At 28.0% G+C, this 16,187-nt stretch carries 13 protein-coding genes and 1 pseudogene; 4 read left to right on the forward strand and 10 right to left on the reverse strand.

The features are described from left to right. Positions 1 to 45 precede the first annotated feature (45 nt). Positions 46 to 1,014, forward strand: coding sequence for a tryptophan--tRNA ligase (trpS, locus tag LXD69_RS05430; protein WP_246918062.1), 969 nt, complete (start codon positions 46 to 48; stop codon positions 1,012 to 1,014). A 66-nt stretch (positions 1,015 to 1,080) separates the two neighbouring features. Here trpS and LXD69_RS05435 read toward each other — a convergent pair whose 3' ends face one another. Next, positions 1,081 to 2,304, reverse strand: coding sequence for a porin family protein (locus tag LXD69_RS05435; protein ID WP_246918063.1), 1,224 nt, complete (start codon positions 2,302 to 2,304; stop codon positions 1,081 to 1,083). Between the two features lie 226 nt (positions 2,305 to 2,530). Between LXD69_RS05435 and LXD69_RS05440 the strand changes: the two are divergent. Then, positions 2,531 to 2,740, forward strand: a pseudogene (locus LXD69_RS05440) (hypothetical protein); the annotation flags it as partial. Positions 2,741 to 2,806: 66 nt separating this feature from the next. Here the strand turns inward: LXD69_RS05440 and LXD69_RS05445 are convergent. The 4 genes from LXD69_RS05445 to hemB all read right to left on the reverse strand — a co-directional run bounded on the left by LXD69_RS05445 (position 2,807) and on the right by hemB (position 8,310). Continuing rightward, the gene (locus LXD69_RS05445; RefSeq protein WP_246918067.1) at positions 2,807 to 5,383 is read right to left on the reverse strand and encodes a phosphoenolpyruvate carboxylase; all 2,577 of its coding nucleotides are present in this window, start codon (positions 5,381 to 5,383) and stop codon (positions 2,807 to 2,809) included. 124 nt (positions 5,384 to 5,507) lie between these two features. Next, positions 5,508 to 6,611: a DNA-processing protein DprA gene (gene dprA / locus LXD69_RS05450; protein WP_246918068.1), complete on the reverse strand. Its 1,104-nt coding sequence runs from the start codon at positions 6,609 to 6,611 to the stop codon at positions 5,508 to 5,510. Positions 6,612 to 6,756: 145 nt separating this feature from the next. Beyond that, positions 6,757 to 7,260, reverse strand: a complete 504-nt coding sequence (locus LXD69_RS05455) for a DinB family protein (RefSeq protein ID WP_246918069.1) — start codon at positions 7,258 to 7,260, stop codon at positions 6,757 to 6,759. Positions 7,261 to 7,320: 60 nt separating this feature from the next. Beyond that, complete coding sequence (gene hemB / locus LXD69_RS05460) at positions 7,321 to 8,310, reverse strand: porphobilinogen synthase (RefSeq protein WP_246918071.1); 990 nt, start codon at positions 8,308 to 8,310, stop codon at positions 7,321 to 7,323. 152 nt (positions 8,311 to 8,462) lie between these two features. On the opposite strand from hemB, the gene LXD69_RS05465 reads away from it, so the two are divergent. Further along, entirely contained in the window at positions 8,463 to 9,098 is a 636-nt protein-coding gene (locus LXD69_RS05465) for a hypothetical protein (protein ID WP_246918076.1), read from the forward strand. A gap of 2 nt (positions 9,099 to 9,100) precedes the next feature. Further along, positions 9,101 to 11,002, forward strand: coding sequence for a hypothetical protein (locus LXD69_RS05470; RefSeq protein WP_246918078.1), 1,902 nt, complete (start codon positions 9,101 to 9,103; stop codon positions 11,000 to 11,002). Positions 11,003 to 11,083: 81 nt separating this feature from the next. Here LXD69_RS05470 and hemF read toward each other — a convergent pair whose 3' ends face one another. Genes hemF through LXD69_RS05495 form a run of 5 tightly spaced genes read right to left on the reverse strand, consistent with a single transcriptional unit; the run spans position 11,084 to position 16,179 of the window. Then, positions 11,084 to 11,986: an oxygen-dependent coproporphyrinogen oxidase gene (hemF, locus tag LXD69_RS05475; RefSeq protein WP_246918080.1), complete on the reverse strand. Its 903-nt coding sequence runs from the start codon at positions 11,984 to 11,986 to the stop codon at positions 11,084 to 11,086. 16 nt (positions 11,987 to 12,002) lie between these two features. Beyond that, positions 12,003 to 13,028 carry a uroporphyrinogen decarboxylase gene (gene hemE, locus LXD69_RS05480; protein ID WP_246918082.1) on the reverse strand — a complete coding sequence of 342 codons (1,026 nt, stop codon included), beginning with the start codon at positions 13,026 to 13,028 and terminating at the stop codon, positions 12,003 to 12,005. A 16-nt stretch (positions 13,029 to 13,044) separates the two neighbouring features. Then, positions 13,045 to 13,707 (reverse strand): uroporphyrinogen-III synthase, encoded by a 663-nt coding sequence (locus LXD69_RS05485; protein WP_045970168.1) that lies wholly within the window; start codon positions 13,705 to 13,707, stop codon positions 13,045 to 13,047. Between the two features lies 1 nt (position 13,708). Continuing rightward, positions 13,709 to 14,425 (reverse strand): potassium channel family protein, encoded by a 717-nt coding sequence (locus tag LXD69_RS05490; RefSeq protein ID WP_045970166.1) that lies wholly within the window; start codon positions 14,423 to 14,425, stop codon positions 13,709 to 13,711. A gap of 11 nt (positions 14,426 to 14,436) precedes the next feature. Then, positions 14,437 to 16,179 (reverse strand): TrkH family potassium uptake protein, encoded by a 1,743-nt coding sequence (locus LXD69_RS05495; RefSeq protein ID WP_246918084.1) that lies wholly within the window; start codon positions 16,177 to 16,179, stop codon positions 14,437 to 14,439. Between the last annotated feature and the right edge of the window lie 8 nt (positions 16,180 to 16,187).

Consider the following 16,187-nt stretch of genomic DNA (forward strand, 5'->3'; position numbering starts at 1 on the left):
CCATTTCTGTAAAAGTGCTATTTTTGTGGCAAACAATAAAGAAAAATGTCAAAAATCTTAACCGGAATTCAAAGTACAGGAACTCCACATTTAGGTAATTTATTAGGTGCGATTTTGCCTGCTATAGAAATGGCTAATAATCCTACTAATGAATCTTTTCTTTTCATTGCTGATTTACATTCAATCACGCAAATAAAAGATGGAAAAACTTTAAGAGCTAATACATATAGTGTAGCTGCAACTTGGCTTGCTTGTGGTTTAGATGTTAATAAAGTTGTTTTTTATCGTCAGTCAGATGTACCTCAAACAACGGAATTAGCTTGGTATTTAAGTTGTTTTTTTCCATACCAAAGGTTAAAATTAGCACATTCTTTCAAAGATAAAGCCGATAGATTAGAAGATGTAAATGCGGGTTTATTTACTTATCCTATGTTAATGGCTGCGGATATTTTATTATATGATGCGGAACTAGTTCCAGTAGGAAAAGATCAAGAACAACATTTAGAAATAACTAGAGATGTTGCGTCAAAATTTAATAATCAAATGGGAGAAACTTTTGTTCTGCCAGAAGCTAAGATTGATGAAGAGATAATGATTATACCTGGTACAGACGGACATAAAATGAGCAAGTCTAGAAACAATATAATTAATTTGTTTGTTGATGATAAAGCTTTACGCAAACAAATAATGACTATTCAAACGGACAGTACACCATTAGAAGAACCTAAAAATCCAGATACGTGTAATTGCTTTGCTTTATATAAACTACTAGCAACTCCTGAACAAACTGAGGTAATGCGTACTAATTATTTAGGAGGAAATTACGGTTACGGTCACGCAAAACAAGCGTTGTTTGAATTGATAGTTGAAAAATTCGAAACAGTAAGAGAGAAATACAATTACTATATCAACAATCTAGAAGAAGTAGACGCTTTACTTAAAGAAGGAGCAGCAAAAGCAAGTATAATAGCTAATGGTGTTTTAGAAAGAGTGAGAGAGAAGTTAGGGTATTAAGAAAATAAGATATAGAAAAGCAGTTCAAACGAACTGCTTTTACTTTGATATCAAAAAAATGTTAAATTAAATAGTATATCCAATTGCTATACAAATTGACTGTAAATTTAAATTTTGGTACTTAGAAATGCTATAAAACAATTCACGTTTTGGAAAAATTTTTAATTCTGCATTTATATTTTTAATTCTAACACCTGTTCCAATCATTAGACTTCCATGGCTACTTAAATCATAACTATATGTTGAATCAAGGCTTAATGCTTCTGATTTATAATGAGATGTGAAATTATTTTTAATTGGTAATTCAAATGAATATCCTCCATTTACATATATTTTATTATTAGGGTTTAATAAAAAGAAGTTATAACGTATTCCTATAGGTATTGATATACTTGAGTAAGTAAAAGTATCTTTGATATCTATTTTATACATATCATTATAACCTACATATTGGTTAATAGATTTATTGTATTTAATAGTAGTAAAAGTTGGATCTAAAATTAAAGAAAATTTATTCTTATTAAAAGGAAGTAAATATTCAATTTCTAAACCAAATATAGGACTGCTTGTAGATTCCTTATATTGAACTTCATCAAAAGTAGCCTTTATGCTATTTTGTTGATAACCTATTTTTGGAGTAAAGTTTAACTTCCCTTTACTATCATATAAATTATACTCAATATATTTAGAGTTATTACATAAATTATAATCCACAAAAATGTTTTTTAAATCATTATTTTGGTATCTTAAAATTAAAAAATCTTTAATTTTAAATTTATTACATTTTAAATTATCATATAATTCTTTTTTATAAGGCTCATTTGTTTTAAGAGTATTATCTTTAAGGTATTTATAAAAAATTAGAGGTTTAATACTATCAGTTGAAATAGAATAATAGTATTTTAATTGGGTATCATTTTCATATTTGTATAAATTAGCTTTCCCTTCAACTATTACCTTAAGCAAAACAATTTCGTTCCTAGTAGTATATTCTTTGGAAGGATATAATTCATTTGTCTTATTTTTTACAGGATCAATAGTGATTGAACGTTTAATAAATTTTGATTTATCATTTATACCAAATTCTTTAATTTCTTCAATACCAATTTCTTCGATTTCACTTTCTTTATTGTCTTTATAAAGAATTTTAGAAGGGCTATTAACCCAATCATAATTTTTGATAAAGCATTCTTTTATTTCATTGTTGGAGTTTACAAAATAACCTTTTTCAAAAGTTATTTGTGAAAAACTATAAGTACTTATGAGAAGAAGTAAAAAAATAAGTTTCATTATTTTATGTATTAAATATAAAAGATTTTAAGTTCATAAAAATAATATAATATAAATAAATAGTAGTATATTTTTTACATTTTTTCTTTCTATGAAAAGAATTCTTTATTGTACGGGTAAAAAAATAAAAGGGTGAAATTTAAATACAATTTAATTGTATCATTTTCTAACAGTTATTGCTTTTTCTAAATTTCTTTCGTTTAAATCATTAAATGACATCTCCAATTACAGTCACGCAAAACAAGCGTTGTTTGAATTGATAGTTGAAAAATTCGAAACAGTAAGAGAGAAATACAATTACTATATCAACAACCTAGAAGAAGTAGATGCTTTACTTAAAGAAGGTGCAGCAAAAGCAAGTATAGTAGCTAATGGTGTTTTAGAAAGAGTGAGAGAGAAGTTAGAAACTAGAAATAGGAAAAGCCTTGAAATCTGAAGTTAAATTCAGAACTTCAAGGCTTTTTATTTAGATGCTGATTAAATTTAGTATGACAAAATTATTTTAAGCCGAATTTCTACTAGCGTTAATATTTCCAAACAGAGATCGGGTTACGATTTTTTCATAAACTGCAATTTGCTTTTCATCTGGATTGTCACTTTCTTTTAAAGTTTTTATTTTTAATAAAGCATATTGTTGAATCGTTAACAAAGGCAATACAATTTTCTCACGCATTGCTACGGAGGCTTTTCCATCAGGATAGTTCTCCATTAATTCTGTGAAACCTGATATTTTTAATAATAAACGTTTGGTTTCTAAATATTCAGTGTGTATTATATTCCAAAAAACACCATATTCTGGATCATTTTTCATGTAAGCTGTTAATGGGAAGAATGATTTACTTAAAGCCATCATGCTGTTTTCTAATAGTGTTTTGAAGAAAAGAGAGTTGTTGTATAGGTTTTGGACATCGTCCCATTTTTCATTCTGTTCAAAATACTTTAAAGCGGTTCCAACCCCAAAAAAACCAGGTACATTTTGTTTTAATTGGCTCCATGAACCTACAAAAGGAATTGCTCTTAAATCATCTAAATTTAATTGTGATGATTGTTTCCTTTTAGATGGACGACTTCCAATATTAGTCTTCGCATAATAATTTAGTGTACTCATATTTTCCAAATAGGGTACAAATTTGGGGTGACTTTTAAAATCGATATATTTTTGATAACTAATTTCAGAAAGTTTTTGCATAACTTCTTTTTCTTTAGTTGTCAAATGATTTTCTTCATGATGAAATACTTGATTGTTAGCACCAGCACTTAATAAGTTTTCTAAATTGTAACGACAAGAGTCAAGAGTGCCAAAATTAGAACTAATGGTTTGTCCTTGTACAGTTAATTGAATTTGTTTGTTTTCTATTTCTGGTCCAAGAGAAGCATAAAATTGGTTAGTTTTTCCACCGCCACGAGCAGGTGGTCCACCACGACCATCAAAAAAGACAACGTTAATATTGTATTTTCGTGACATATTTGAAATAGCTATTTTTGCATTATAAATTCCCCAGTTTGCCATTAAATAGCCACCATCTTTTGTTCCATCAGAAAAACCCAACATAATGGTTTGTATGTTCTTTCTGTTACTTAGATGATTTTTATAAATAGGGTTTGTATATAATTGTTCCATTACTTTATCCGCTTTTTGTAAATCTTCAACACTTTCAAAAAGAGGAACAATATCAACAGATGGATTTTTCCAATTAGTTAATTGAAATAATGATAGCGCTTCTATAACATTTAAAGCATTTTCATTATTACTAATGATATATCGATTACAACCTAATTCTCCATTTCTTTCTTGAATAGATTTAATTGCTTTTATAGAACTTAGCGTTTTTTTGGTAACATCATTTTCAAAATCTTTTTCATTTAAGTCAGCTTTTATATTTGACAAAATATTGATTTTTGAAATTTCATCTAATTCATTATAGTTTGAAGGAAATAATTCAGGTTTTGTGTTAATTATATCTTGAAAAACGGTTTGATGCATTTTACTATTTTGTCTAATATCTAATGTTGCAAAATGATAACCAAAAACATTGAGTTTACTAATCAAGTTTTCTATTTCATCAAGATATAAAGATTGGTGTTTTTTAATTAGTAGTGATTTAATCAATTGTAAATCGTTAGCTAATTCATCTTGGCTAATAAAAATAGTTCCTTCAGAATAGAAAACAGAGCGATATAGTTTATTTTCAATAGAACTGATTAATTCTTCTACACCAGCAAAAGTGAGTTTGCGTTTTAATTTTCGAATGTCTAAATAATAACATTTTAAAATAGCAGTTCGCAATCTATCAGCAACTTTTAAAGTAATTTCTGTAGTTACAAAAGGATTTCCGTCTCTATCGCCTCCTGGCCAAAAACCAAGATTGAAAATATCATTATCCAATGAGGTTTTATTTTTAAAAATATTTTTTTGCACATATTGCATCATTTCTCCAATAGTGTGATAAAATACATTTTCTAAATACCAAATAATACTTACTGCTTCATCAAAAGGAGTTGGTTTTTCTTTTTTTATAAAAGGCGTTTTTCCTAATTGAGCTAATAGTTCTTTAATTGTATTTAAATCATTAATTTTAATTGCTTCAGTTAAGTCGGTAATAATTCCTAAAACGGAACCAGGATAAAACTGTGTAGGATGAGCAGTTAAGACAGTTCTTACTTTGAAAGTATTTAAGAAAGTAATGAGTTCGTCTTTTTTAAAACGTTGCTCAGCTCTTTCTTTCATGTTTCTTAGAGAACCTCTTCCTTCCATATTATTTACAACGTCAAAAGAAGCATCTTCAATGGCATCAAATAAAACAACCTGTCTTTCTACATATTGAATAAATCGAAACATTAAGCTTGTTTTTTCGTCTTCTGTTGGATTTTCTAAATATTTAATGACAAATGTGTCAAAAATTTCTTCTGGGCTTTGATTTTTTTTATATCCATGTTCACAGATATCTGCAAATAATGGTAATAAAACACCAGTATTATTTATTTCATCAAAAGGGAGTGTTATAAAAATACTATTATAAATATTAAATTTTGAAGCTACGTTTTGTTCAAAGCGTTCTAGTTTCGGTAGTGAATACATTTTGAAAAATTTGTTACTAATTTACGGCTTTTATTCTTAAAATTTGGGCACAAAGGATGTTATAAATTAATTAATTTTAATACTTTGTTATGATATAATATTGATTTTATCGTTTAGTTTTAAATTAAATAACTTCAAATAATTTTCCTGGTAAAGGACGAATGACTCCTTTTAATTCCATGCTTAATAAAATAGATGATGTTTTAAAAATAGGTATTTCACAATCTAAAGAAATAATATCTATTCCTTCGTTTTCTTTATTTTGAAGATAGTTATAAATTTTTTGTTCTTCCTCTGTTAAAGTAACAAAAAGTTGTTTTTGAATGGTTTTTTGTTCCTTTTTTTGAAGCTCCCAATTTAGGATATATATCAAATCAGCAGTAGATGTTAGAACATGAGCTCGTTGTGTTTTGATGAGATTATTGCATCCTTGACTATACTTATCGGTTGTTCTACCTGGAACGGCAAAAACGTCTCTGTTATAGTCATTAGCAATTTGTGCTGTTATTAAAGAACCTCCTTTTTCGGCACTTTCAATAACAATTGTAGCTTCACTTATGCCTGCTACAATTCTATTTCGTTTAACAAAATTTTCTCTATCAGGTTTTGAATGACTCCAAAATTCGGTAAGAAAACCACCATTTTCTTCCATTTTAGCCATGTATTTTTTATGTGTTTTAGGATAAATTTGGTTTAGACCATGAGCTAGAACTCCAATTGTTTGTAATTTAAAATCGATTGCAGTTTGGTGTGAAACAATATCTACGCCATAAGCAAATCCGCTTACTATTATAGGGTTTAGTGGTGCTAATTCTTCAATAAGCTTTTTTGTGAATTCGTTTCCGTATGTTGTAATTTGTCTGGTTCCAACAATACTTATAATTTTCGGATTGGTTAAATCAATATTTCCTGATTGAAAAAGTAAAACAGGAGAATCAAAACAATGTTTTAGTTTTTCAGGATAATTCTGATTTTGGTAAAAAAGAGTAGTTAAATTTTCTTGTTCAATGAAAAATAATTCTTTTTCTGCTTTTTGGAAAATAGTTTTGTCTTGAAGATTTTTAAGTAGTGATTTTCCAACACCATCAATTCTAGCAAGAGATGTGTTTTTTGACTTGAATATTTCTTCTGCTGAACCGCATTGTTGAATGAGTTTTTTGGCTAAAATATCACCTACTCCTTCTACTTGCAATAACGCAAGCGTGTAGTATAATTCGTTTTGTAACATGGCGTGTAATAAAAAATAATGGCTTATATATTACACAAATGTAGGTTTTATTTTGGAATTTGCAAAAAGAAGAAAAATTTATATAGAAGTTTAATAGTATAATATTTAGGACTTTATAATTGTTTTTTCTTATTCAAAGGAATTGTTACCAACCTACATATTTAGGTGGTTTTATATTATTTAAATTTAGATATACAATTAACTGCCCGCGATGATGCGTAACATGATCTTGTAATAGATTTAATATTTGTAATTTAGTTTTTGGACCTGCAAAAAAATCAACAATTTCTTTTAATTCTTCTTTTGGGGTTTGTTCTATTATTTTATAAACAGTATTGAAAGAAGTTTCTAATTGCATAATTATCTCTTCTTTTGAGAGTTCCTTTTTTTCTCCTTTTTCTTTCTTTATAGTAGAAAAATAAGTTAAACTTAGCCAGTCCATATTACTTTTTATGTGTAATAATTGATCTCCAAAAGTCATTTCTCTTTCTGTGGGTTTGTAACTGTAGTTTTCTTCTGGCATTGCTTTAGCCATTTCCAAGAGATATTCTTTTGAATTTTTCCATTTCTCAAGAAAAGCACTTATAGGTTCTTCTTGAGCGTTAGCTGTTATTGAAAATAAAGTTAGGATTAATAAGAAAGATTTCATACTTAATAAGTTATGGTTAGTATCTTGGATACTTGTTTTTAAGTATCCAAGATAGATTTTTTACTTTAGTAGACGAACAATGTCTTTTGCAAAATAACTAGCAATGATATCTGCACCAGCTCTTTTAAACGCAGTGGTTTGTTCTAGCATAATAGCATCATGATCTAACCAACCTTTTTCTGCGGCTGCTTTTATCATAGCATATTCTCCAGAAACCTGATAAGCAGCAACAGGAACTTCTGACATGTTTTTTATATCTCGAATTATATCTAAGTAAACAATTCCTGGCTTTACCATTACAATATCAGCACCTTCTTCAATATCCATTCTAGTTTCTCTTATTGCCTCTTCACGATTGTGATAATCCATTTGATAGGTTTTTTTATCTTTTGGAATATTTACTAAGTCTACAGGTGCAGAATCTAATGCATCTCGAAATGGTCCATAAAGAGCTGAAGCATATTTAGCACTATAACTCATGATTCCAGTATTTGTAAAGTTCTCTTCTTCTAACAATTCTCTCATTTCTAATATTCTACCATCCATCATATCACTTGGAGCAACAAAATCAGCGCCCGCTTTTGCATGTGATAATGCCATTTCTGCTAAAATTGAAGAAGAAATATCGTTTAAAATGATTCCGTTTTCAATAACACCATCATGTCCAAAAGAAGAATAAGGATCTAAAGCAACATCAGTCATAACAATCATTTCTGGAATAGCATTTTTAACAACTTTTATAGCGCGTTGCATTAACCCATTATGATTTAAAGCTTCTGTACCTTTATTGTCTTTTAAATTGTCGGGAACTTTTACAAAGAGTAAAACAGATTTTAAACCCATTGCCCAAAGTTCTTTTACTTCTTTTTCTAGTAAATCTAAAGTATATCTAAAATAATTAGGCATAGATGGAATTTCTTCTTTAATTCCTTTGCCTTCTATTATAAATAATGGGACTAAAAAATCATTAGGAGTTAATATATTTTCACGAACTAAACTTCTCATTGATTCATTTGTTCGCAGTCTTCTATTACGTCTAAGTGGAAACATGGTATATTTATTTAAAGCGTTTATTTAGAGTGTTTTTTGAAAAAAATTCAGTAGGCAAAGTTAACGAATTTCGAGTAAAAAGAGGATATTGTATTGTAAGTAATATAAGATAAAATTATAAAATATTAAATTATTAATCTTAAGTTTGCAATATGAAAAGAATTATGATTTTAAGCTTATGTTTACTCTTAACAAGTTGTTTTGAAATAACAGAAAGAATTAAACATAATAGTGACCAAAGTGGTGATTATAGTCTTGTTATTGATTTTTCTAAATCATGGTTTAGAACAAGATCTGCTATTTGGTTAGAAGAAGTTGATGGTGTAAGTATTCCAAGTGAGGAAGATATTAAAAAGAAATTATCTGATTTTAGAATACAAGCGTCTAAAATAGACGGAATTTCGGATATTTTGACAAAGCATGATTTTAAGAATTATATTTTTACATTAAAATTTAAGTATACTAATTTAAATGCGCTTAATGCTGTTTTAAATAGCATGAATAAAGAGAATCCTATAACACATTTTAATGAATCGAAGACAACTGCTTTTGAAAGATTTGCATCATATCCTATTCCTAAAAATTTAATAAAGAATGATGACAAAAAGGAAGACTTAGAAGCAGCAAATATTACTTCGATTTATACTTTTGATAAAGAAGTTACGAATATTAAAAACCCAAAAAGTAAAATTTCTAAAAATAAACGTACTGTTTTTTTAAAACAAAATGTATATAATGTTTTAAAAAACAATACTTTAATGAATAATACAATTTATTTTAACCCTTGATTATGAAAAAACGTTTTAATGTTTTATTACTATTGGCTAGTGCATTTGCTTTTGGTCAATTGACGCCTAATGAGTTTGATTATTTTGTTCAGTTTAATGGAAGTCAATTTTCTGAAAAAATAAGTTTAGATGAAATACTAAATCATGATGCTATAAAAAAGATTTCAAAAACAGATAAAGATTTTAATATTAAAGATTATACATCTTTAATAGATATGAATAAGAATATTAGTATTCATGGAAATTTTACTGATAGTATTACTTTTTATCAAATTACAATTCCAATTAGAAACAGAGATGAGGTAAAAGCGTTATTCATGAAGAATATTAAGCAAAATCATCAAGAAATAACGGATTCTGTTAAAAAGGATATAGTTGATTATGATACTTATTCTGTTTATAATGCTTCAAATTCATCCATTTCTACAGCATGGAATGACGATTATTTGATCATTTTGGAATTTATTAAACCAACAATGAGAAATGATAGTTACTCTCAATTTTATGATGTTTCACCAATTTATGATGAAGAAGCTGTTGAAGTAGTAGAAGCAGAGGATTCAGATGAATATGTTGTTGAAGAGTATGTTGAAGAAGAAGAATATGTTGAAGAGGAGTCTTTAGAAGTTCCTCCAGCTCCTGTAGAAGAAGAAATTGAATGGGCAATAGAAACAGATGATTCTTACGAATATGATTATGATTCTTACGATAATGAGTATTTAAAAGAAATTGAAGAAGCTGACTTAAAGAGAAAAGAGATGCAAAATCAGCATATTAATTTTCTTTTTAAAAATGGATTTACGCCTCCAGTTTCAGAAAAAATAAATCCTAAAGCAGATATTTCTTCATGGGTAAATTATCAGTCTTCTTTTAATTATTTAAAAACATTAACAGGAGTTATTAAATCGATATTTAGCAGAAACTCAAATATTAATGATGATAGAATATTAAAAAACTATATTAAGGGAGTAAATTTTAATTTTTATTTTGAGAATGATAATGCAAGGATTGAACAATCTGTAGAATATTCTAGTTCTTTAGCAGAAATCATGAATAAGGTTGTAAATCGAAAAATAAACAATAATATCTTTAATTATTTTCCTAATGAAAACCCATTAGGTTACATGACATATCATATTAATTCAAAAGAATTATTAACTAATTTTCCTGCAATTACGGAACAATTATATTCTGTTTCAAATCCGTATTTAGAACAAGAAGATATGGAAATAATTACAGATCTTATTTCTACATTTATTGATGAAGAAGCTATTTCTACACTTTTTGATGGTGATGTTACAATGTTTTTACATGATTTTCAAAAATATGAATCAACTTATACTACTTATGAATATGATGAAAACTATGAAGAGGTTGAAGTAGAAAAAACAATTAGTAAAACAATTCCTGTTTTTACAACATTATTTACATCAACACATAAAACAATGGGGAATAAACTTTTCGATTTAGGTGTTAGAAAAGGAGTGCTTATTCAGAGAAATGGATATTATGAGGTTAAAGGAGCGGATAAAGAAATGGGGAATTTAAAGTTTATTAAAAAGGGTGATGTAGTTGTTTTTACTAATGGAATGAATTACATTACTAACGGAAGTAACTCTGATTTTTCTAGAGATTTGAAAAAAGACTTGAAGAAAAATTATATGAAAGGAAGTGTAAATTTGAAAGATCTTATTATTAAATATGTTTCAAATGAAGATTTAGGAAAAGACACAACAAAGATGTTGAAAGTAAGCCAACAGTTTGAAAAGATAGATTTTAAATCTTCAAAAAAAATAGAAAATAATAAACACAGCATGGAAATGAGTTTACACTCTTCTAATGATGATAAAAATATTATTTTACAAACGTTAGATTTAATAGAATTTTTAAGCAATAAAAAGTAGATTTAATATTTTGAAAAGCTAGGTAAAAAAAGCTCAACTTAAACTTAAGTTGAGCTTTTTTCTTATTATAAATTTTATGTTTTAAACCCAATTTATAGGCTCTTTTAATATTTTAATTAATTTTTCTTCTTCACTTTCTTCTTCAGGATGATGGTCATAAACCCATTGCACATGTGGTGGCAAACTCATTAGAATACTTTCAATTCGACCATTTGTTTTTAAACCAAATAAAGTTCCTTTATCATGAACCAAATTGAATTCTACATAACGACCACGACGAATTTCTTGCCAATTTTTTTGAACATCTGTGTATGATAAATCTTTTCGTTTTTCAACAATTGGGAGATATGCAGATAAAAAACTATTTCCAACTTCAGTAACAAAGTTGTACCAATCTTCCATTTTCATTTCTTCAGTTTCTTTGCAATAGTCGAAGAATAATCCACCAATTCCACGTGCTTCATTTCGGTGTGCATTCCAAAAATAATTATCACATTGTTTTTTATATTTAGAATAGAATTCAGGGTTGTGTTTGTCACAAGCTGTTTTACATGTTTGATGAAAATGTTTAGCATCTTCTTCAAATAAATAATAAGGCGTTAAATCTTGACCACCACCAAACCAACTATTGATTACATTTCCATTATTATCATACATTTCAAAATATCTCCAATTAGCATGAACTGTTGGTACCATTGGACTTTTTGGATGAATGACTAAGCTTAATCCACAAGCAAAAAAATCAGCTTCGCCAACATTGAAAAGTTTTTGCATAGAATCAGGTAATTTTCCATGAACAGCGGAAATATTTACACCACCTTTTTCAAAAACATTTCCGTTTTCAATAACGCGAGTTCTTCCACCACCACCTTCTGGTCTGCTCCAAAGGTCTTCTTTGAAATAAGCTTTTCCATCAATTTTTTCCAAACCTTTGCAGATTTGGTCTTGTAAATTTTGTATGTATGCGTAAAATTTATCTTTCAAAACCGTTAACTTTTAACTATTTCTTATACTCTTTTACAGCCTCAACAAAAGCCTTTGCATGATCCACCGGAATATTTGGTAAAATTCCATGTCCAAGATTTACAATGTAGTTATCTTTTCCAAACTCATCAATCATTTCATGAACCATTTTCTTGATAACAGGAATTGGAGATAATAATCTTGAGGGATCGAAATTACCTTGTAATGTTTTCTTTCCACCAGTTAAGTATCTTGCATTTTTTGGAGAACAAGTCCAATCTACACCAATAGCAGATGCTTTTGATTTTGCCATATCATCTAAAGCAAACCAACATCCTTTTCCAAATACAATAACTTTAGTTTCATCAGCTAAAGCGTCTACAATTTGGTTGATATAGTTCCAAGAAAATTCCGTGTAATCTGTTGGAGAAAGCATACCGCCCCAAGAATCAAATATTTGAACAGCATTTACACCATGTTTTACTTTTTCTTTCAAATATAAAATGGTTGTATCTGTAATTTTTTGTAATAATAAATGAGCTGCAACTGGATTTGAAAAACAAAAGCCTTTGGCTTTATCAAAACTTTTTGAACCTTTTCCTTCAACTGCATAACAAAAGATTGTCCAAGGTGAACCAGCGAAACCAATTAATGGCACTTCATCATTTAATTTTTCACGAGTCATGTCAATAGCATCCATTACATAACCTAAAGTTTCGTTGATATCTGGAATAAAAACGTTGTCTACATCAGAAGCTTTACGAATTGGATTTGGTAAAACTGGTCCGATTCCGTCTTCTAATTCGACATCAATTCCCATCGCTTGAGGAATTACTAAAATGTCTGAAAATAAAATAGCTGCATCAGGTTTGATAATTCTTATGGGTTGAACTGTAATTTCAGAAGCTAATTCTGGTGTTTTGCATCTAGTGAAAAAATCATATTTTTCTTTGATGGCCATAAATTCAGGTAAATATCTTCCAGCTTGACGCATCATCCAAACAGGAGGTCGTTCAACAGTTTCGTTATTTAAGGCTCTTAAAAAAAGGTCGTTTTTAATCATTTTTTTGTGCTTTTGGCTATAAGCGTTTATAATATTTTGTTACTTCTTTTATTACACTCTCAATTGTTTGTTCAGGTGCAATTTTGATATTATTTGTTTTATTTTCTAATGCTTTCGCAGTTGTTGTTCCAATACAAAAGCATATTTGATTTTCAATTGCGTTTTTCTGTGTAAAACTCTCAACTCCTGATGGACTAAAAAATAATATTCCATCGAAAAAATGAATTGTTTTTTTAGGAGATAGGACTGTTTCATAAGTTCTAATCTCATTGTATTTTATGTTGTTTTCTTTAAAAAAATCGGGTAAAGTATTTTTTCTTAAACTTCCAGAGAAAAAGGTAAAACTATTTGTTAAGTAGTTTGTTTTAATTTTTTCAGCAAGTTCATCAGCATAGTTTGTATATTCTATAACTTTAAATCCTTTTTTTTCTAATTTTTGTTTTGTTTTAATTCCAACACAAATACATTCTTTTGTTTTTATTAATTGAACGGAATTGTTTTTTAAGACACTTTTTACAGCATTTTTACTAGTAAAAATACATATATCGTTTAATGGGTCTAATTGAAATGCTATTTTTTTTATTTTAATAAAGTTTTTATCTACAAGATTCAACTCAGAATTTTCAAATTTTTTCTTTTGAGTTAATGTTAATTTTTTAGTAGATAAAATGGAAATCATTTTAAATGTTTTTATTTCTTAAATCATACTCTTCTTGACCCATACAGTACATTTCAATATCTTTATTATTACCATAAACAACTAAGATATCATCTTCTTGTACAATAGTTTCAGGAGTAGTACGACCTATAGTTTCTCTAATAATTGTTTTTTTACCTATTAGGTTTCGTTTTTCTTTTTTACGAATAATTGTAATTAATGTTAAACTATACTTATCAATAGAGTCTAGTTCTTCAAGCGTTTTACCAAAAAATTCTTTCTTAGCTTTTACTTCAGAAATGGTATAGTTATTATCTAATTGATAGTTTTCTAAAGTTGATTTAAAGTTAATTTGCTTTGTTAAACGATCAGCAGAATCTTGTTCAGGATGAATAATGCTATGAATTCCCATAGCTTCAAGAACAGTGTCATGAATAGGAGATAGAGCTCTACTGATTATTTTTACATCGCTTAATTTTTTAATGATAGCTGTGGTTATAATAGCAGCACCTTCATTTTCTCCAATAGCCACAACAACTTTGTCTGCATCTTTCAAAGGAACAGCATCGTAAGCTAATTCATTTGTTGAGTCCATACAAATAGCATGTGAAATTTTATCTTTTACAAGATTAATTTTATCCATTTGTTTGTCTATTCCTATTACTTCATTACCAGTTTCGGTAAGACTTAATGATAAAGACATTCCAAAATTTCCAAGCCCAAAAACAATTACTTTCATTTGAAACTTTTTTAGTTAATCAAAATATTTTCTTTCGGATATTCATAAAATTGATGATTCATTTGGCGTAATAAACCAATCATTAAATTGAGCATACCTATTCTTCCTATAAACATTACAGCAATAATTACATATTTGCTAGGTTCTGATAAAGTAGGTGTAAAGTTTAAACTTAACCCAACTGTACTATATGCTGAAAAACACTCAAAAACCACAGTTAGTAATGGTGTGTTTTTTGGTTCTAAAATTAATAATGCCATTATGGCAATTCCAATTATAATTAGAGAAATACATAGAATAGCAAATGCTCTAGAAGTTGATTCACTTGATATTCTTCTGCCAAATACTTGTATTCTATTTTTCCCTTTTGCAACTGAAAAAATATTTAATGTTGCTAATGCAAAAGTACTTGTTTTTACTCCACCACCAGTAGAAGCAGGAGAAGCACCTATCCACATTAAAAAGATAATAAATAATAAAGAAGGAATTTTCATATCTGAATAATCCACAACATTAAAACCTGCTGTTCTTGGTGTTACGGAGTTGAAAGCTGCAGTGGTAATCTTACCAAAAAAAGTTTGATGAGCTTGCAATGTATTGTTGTATTCAGAGATAAATAAAAACACCCATCCACCAAGAAGTAAAATAATCGTGGTATAAATTACAATTTTTGTATTAACTGTGATTATTGGAATTTGTTTGTGAATTAATTTTTTATCAAATAACTCTAAAACATACGTTTTTATATATTGATAGAAATTAAATATAATATTGTGTCCAAGTCCTCCAAAAACAATAAGAACCATGATTATCCATTGGAAAAAATAATGAAAACGGATGCTTTCATCGTATAATCCAGAGGAGAATATAGAAAATCCTGCATTACAGAATGCTGAAATGGAATGAAATACCGAAAAGAAAAATTTATTTTCTATAGAATAATTATTAGCTATAGATGTATAAATGAAAAAAGCACCTACTATTTCAACACCAACAGTAAATATAACTACATTTAATGCGGCTCTAAAAACATCCTTTAGCCCTTCAGTTGCAATAAAATCTTTAGTGTTTAAGCCTTCTTTAAAAGAAGAACTTCCTCTAAAGAAAAAAGCAAAAAAGGAAGTAAATGTTAAGATACCAATTCCTCCTAATTGTATTAAAACAAGAATAATAGATTGCCCAATAATTGTAAAATCTTTGCCTGTATCAACAACAGCTAGTCCTGTAACACAAACAGCACTTGTTGCTGTAAATAAAGCATTAGTAAAACTAATTCCATTAGTTGTTGCACTTGGTAGCATCAATAGAAATGCTCCGGATAGTGCAAGAATTAAAAAACTTCCTACAAAGACAATAGCTGGATTAAAATAGATGTCATAAATATGTCTAACAAGAACTAATAATCTTAAAAGAAAATATACAATTAAACCTCCTTCTAAAAAGGGTTTTATTTTTTGAAGGATATAATGATGACTGAAATCTGTATTAGACAGTGCAATTATACCAGAAACTATCAGTATAACAGATATGATAATCATGTTTACTAATGCTACTTTTTTATTGCTTTTATATTTATAGATAAAAAATTTAAAAGTATTAAAAAACAATAATAAAAAAGTAAGTATTATCAAGCCAATTACATGAGGAGTATTGAAGTTTTCTGTGAAATCATAACCAAAGTCAAAAACAATAAAAAGAAGGACAATGATATCAAAAAAACGATAAATATAATTGAGTAAAGATTCTCTTTCCATTATTAGAG

The organism is Flavobacterium sediminilitoris (genome assembly GCF_023008245.1).
GTDB classification, from domain to species: Bacteria; Bacteroidota; Bacteroidia; order Flavobacteriales; family Flavobacteriaceae; genus Flavobacterium; species Flavobacterium sediminilitoris.

What these genes read in the sequence shown, in the direction of transcription:
- LXD69_RS05485 (WP_045970168.1), bottom strand. Translation starts at nt 13,707, where the DNA reads ATGATTTCCATTTTATCTACTAAAAAATTAACATTAACTCAAAAGAAA.
- LXD69_RS05495 (WP_246918084.1), bottom strand. Translation starts at nt 16,179, where the DNA reads ATGGAAAGAGAATCTTTACTCAATTATATTTATCGTTTTTTTGATATC.
- hemB (WP_246918071.1), bottom strand. Translation starts at nt 8,310, where the DNA reads ATGTTTCCACTTAGACGTAATAGAAGACTGCGAACAAATGAATCAATG.
- dprA (WP_246918068.1), bottom strand. Translation starts at nt 6,611, where the DNA reads ATGTTACAAAACGAATTATACTACACGCTTGCGTTATTGCAAGTAGAA.
- LXD69_RS05445 (WP_246918067.1), bottom strand. Translation starts at nt 5,383, where the DNA reads ATGTATTCACTACCGAAACTAGAACGCTTTGAACAAAACGTAGCTTCA.
- LXD69_RS05470 (WP_246918078.1), top strand. Translation starts at nt 9,101, where the DNA reads ATGAAAAAACGTTTTAATGTTTTATTACTATTGGCTAGTGCATTTGCT.
- trpS (WP_246918062.1), top strand. Translation starts at nt 46, where the DNA reads ATGTCAAAAATCTTAACCGGAATTCAAAGTACAGGAACTCCACATTTA.
- LXD69_RS05435 (WP_246918063.1), bottom strand. Translation starts at nt 2,304, where the DNA reads ATGAAACTTATTTTTTTACTTCTTCTCATAAGTACTTATAGTTTTTCA.
- hemE (WP_246918082.1), bottom strand. Translation starts at nt 13,028, where the DNA reads ATGATTAAAAACGACCTTTTTTTAAGAGCCTTAAATAACGAAACTGTT.
- LXD69_RS05455 (WP_246918069.1), bottom strand. Translation starts at nt 7,260, where the DNA reads ATGAAATCTTTCTTATTAATCCTAACTTTATTTTCAATAACAGCTAAC.
- LXD69_RS05490 (WP_045970166.1), bottom strand. Translation starts at nt 14,425, where the DNA reads ATGAAAGTAATTGTTTTTGGGCTTGGAAATTTTGGAATGTCTTTATCA.
- LXD69_RS05465 (WP_246918076.1), top strand. Translation starts at nt 8,463, where the DNA reads ATGAAAAGAATTATGATTTTAAGCTTATGTTTACTCTTAACAAGTTGT.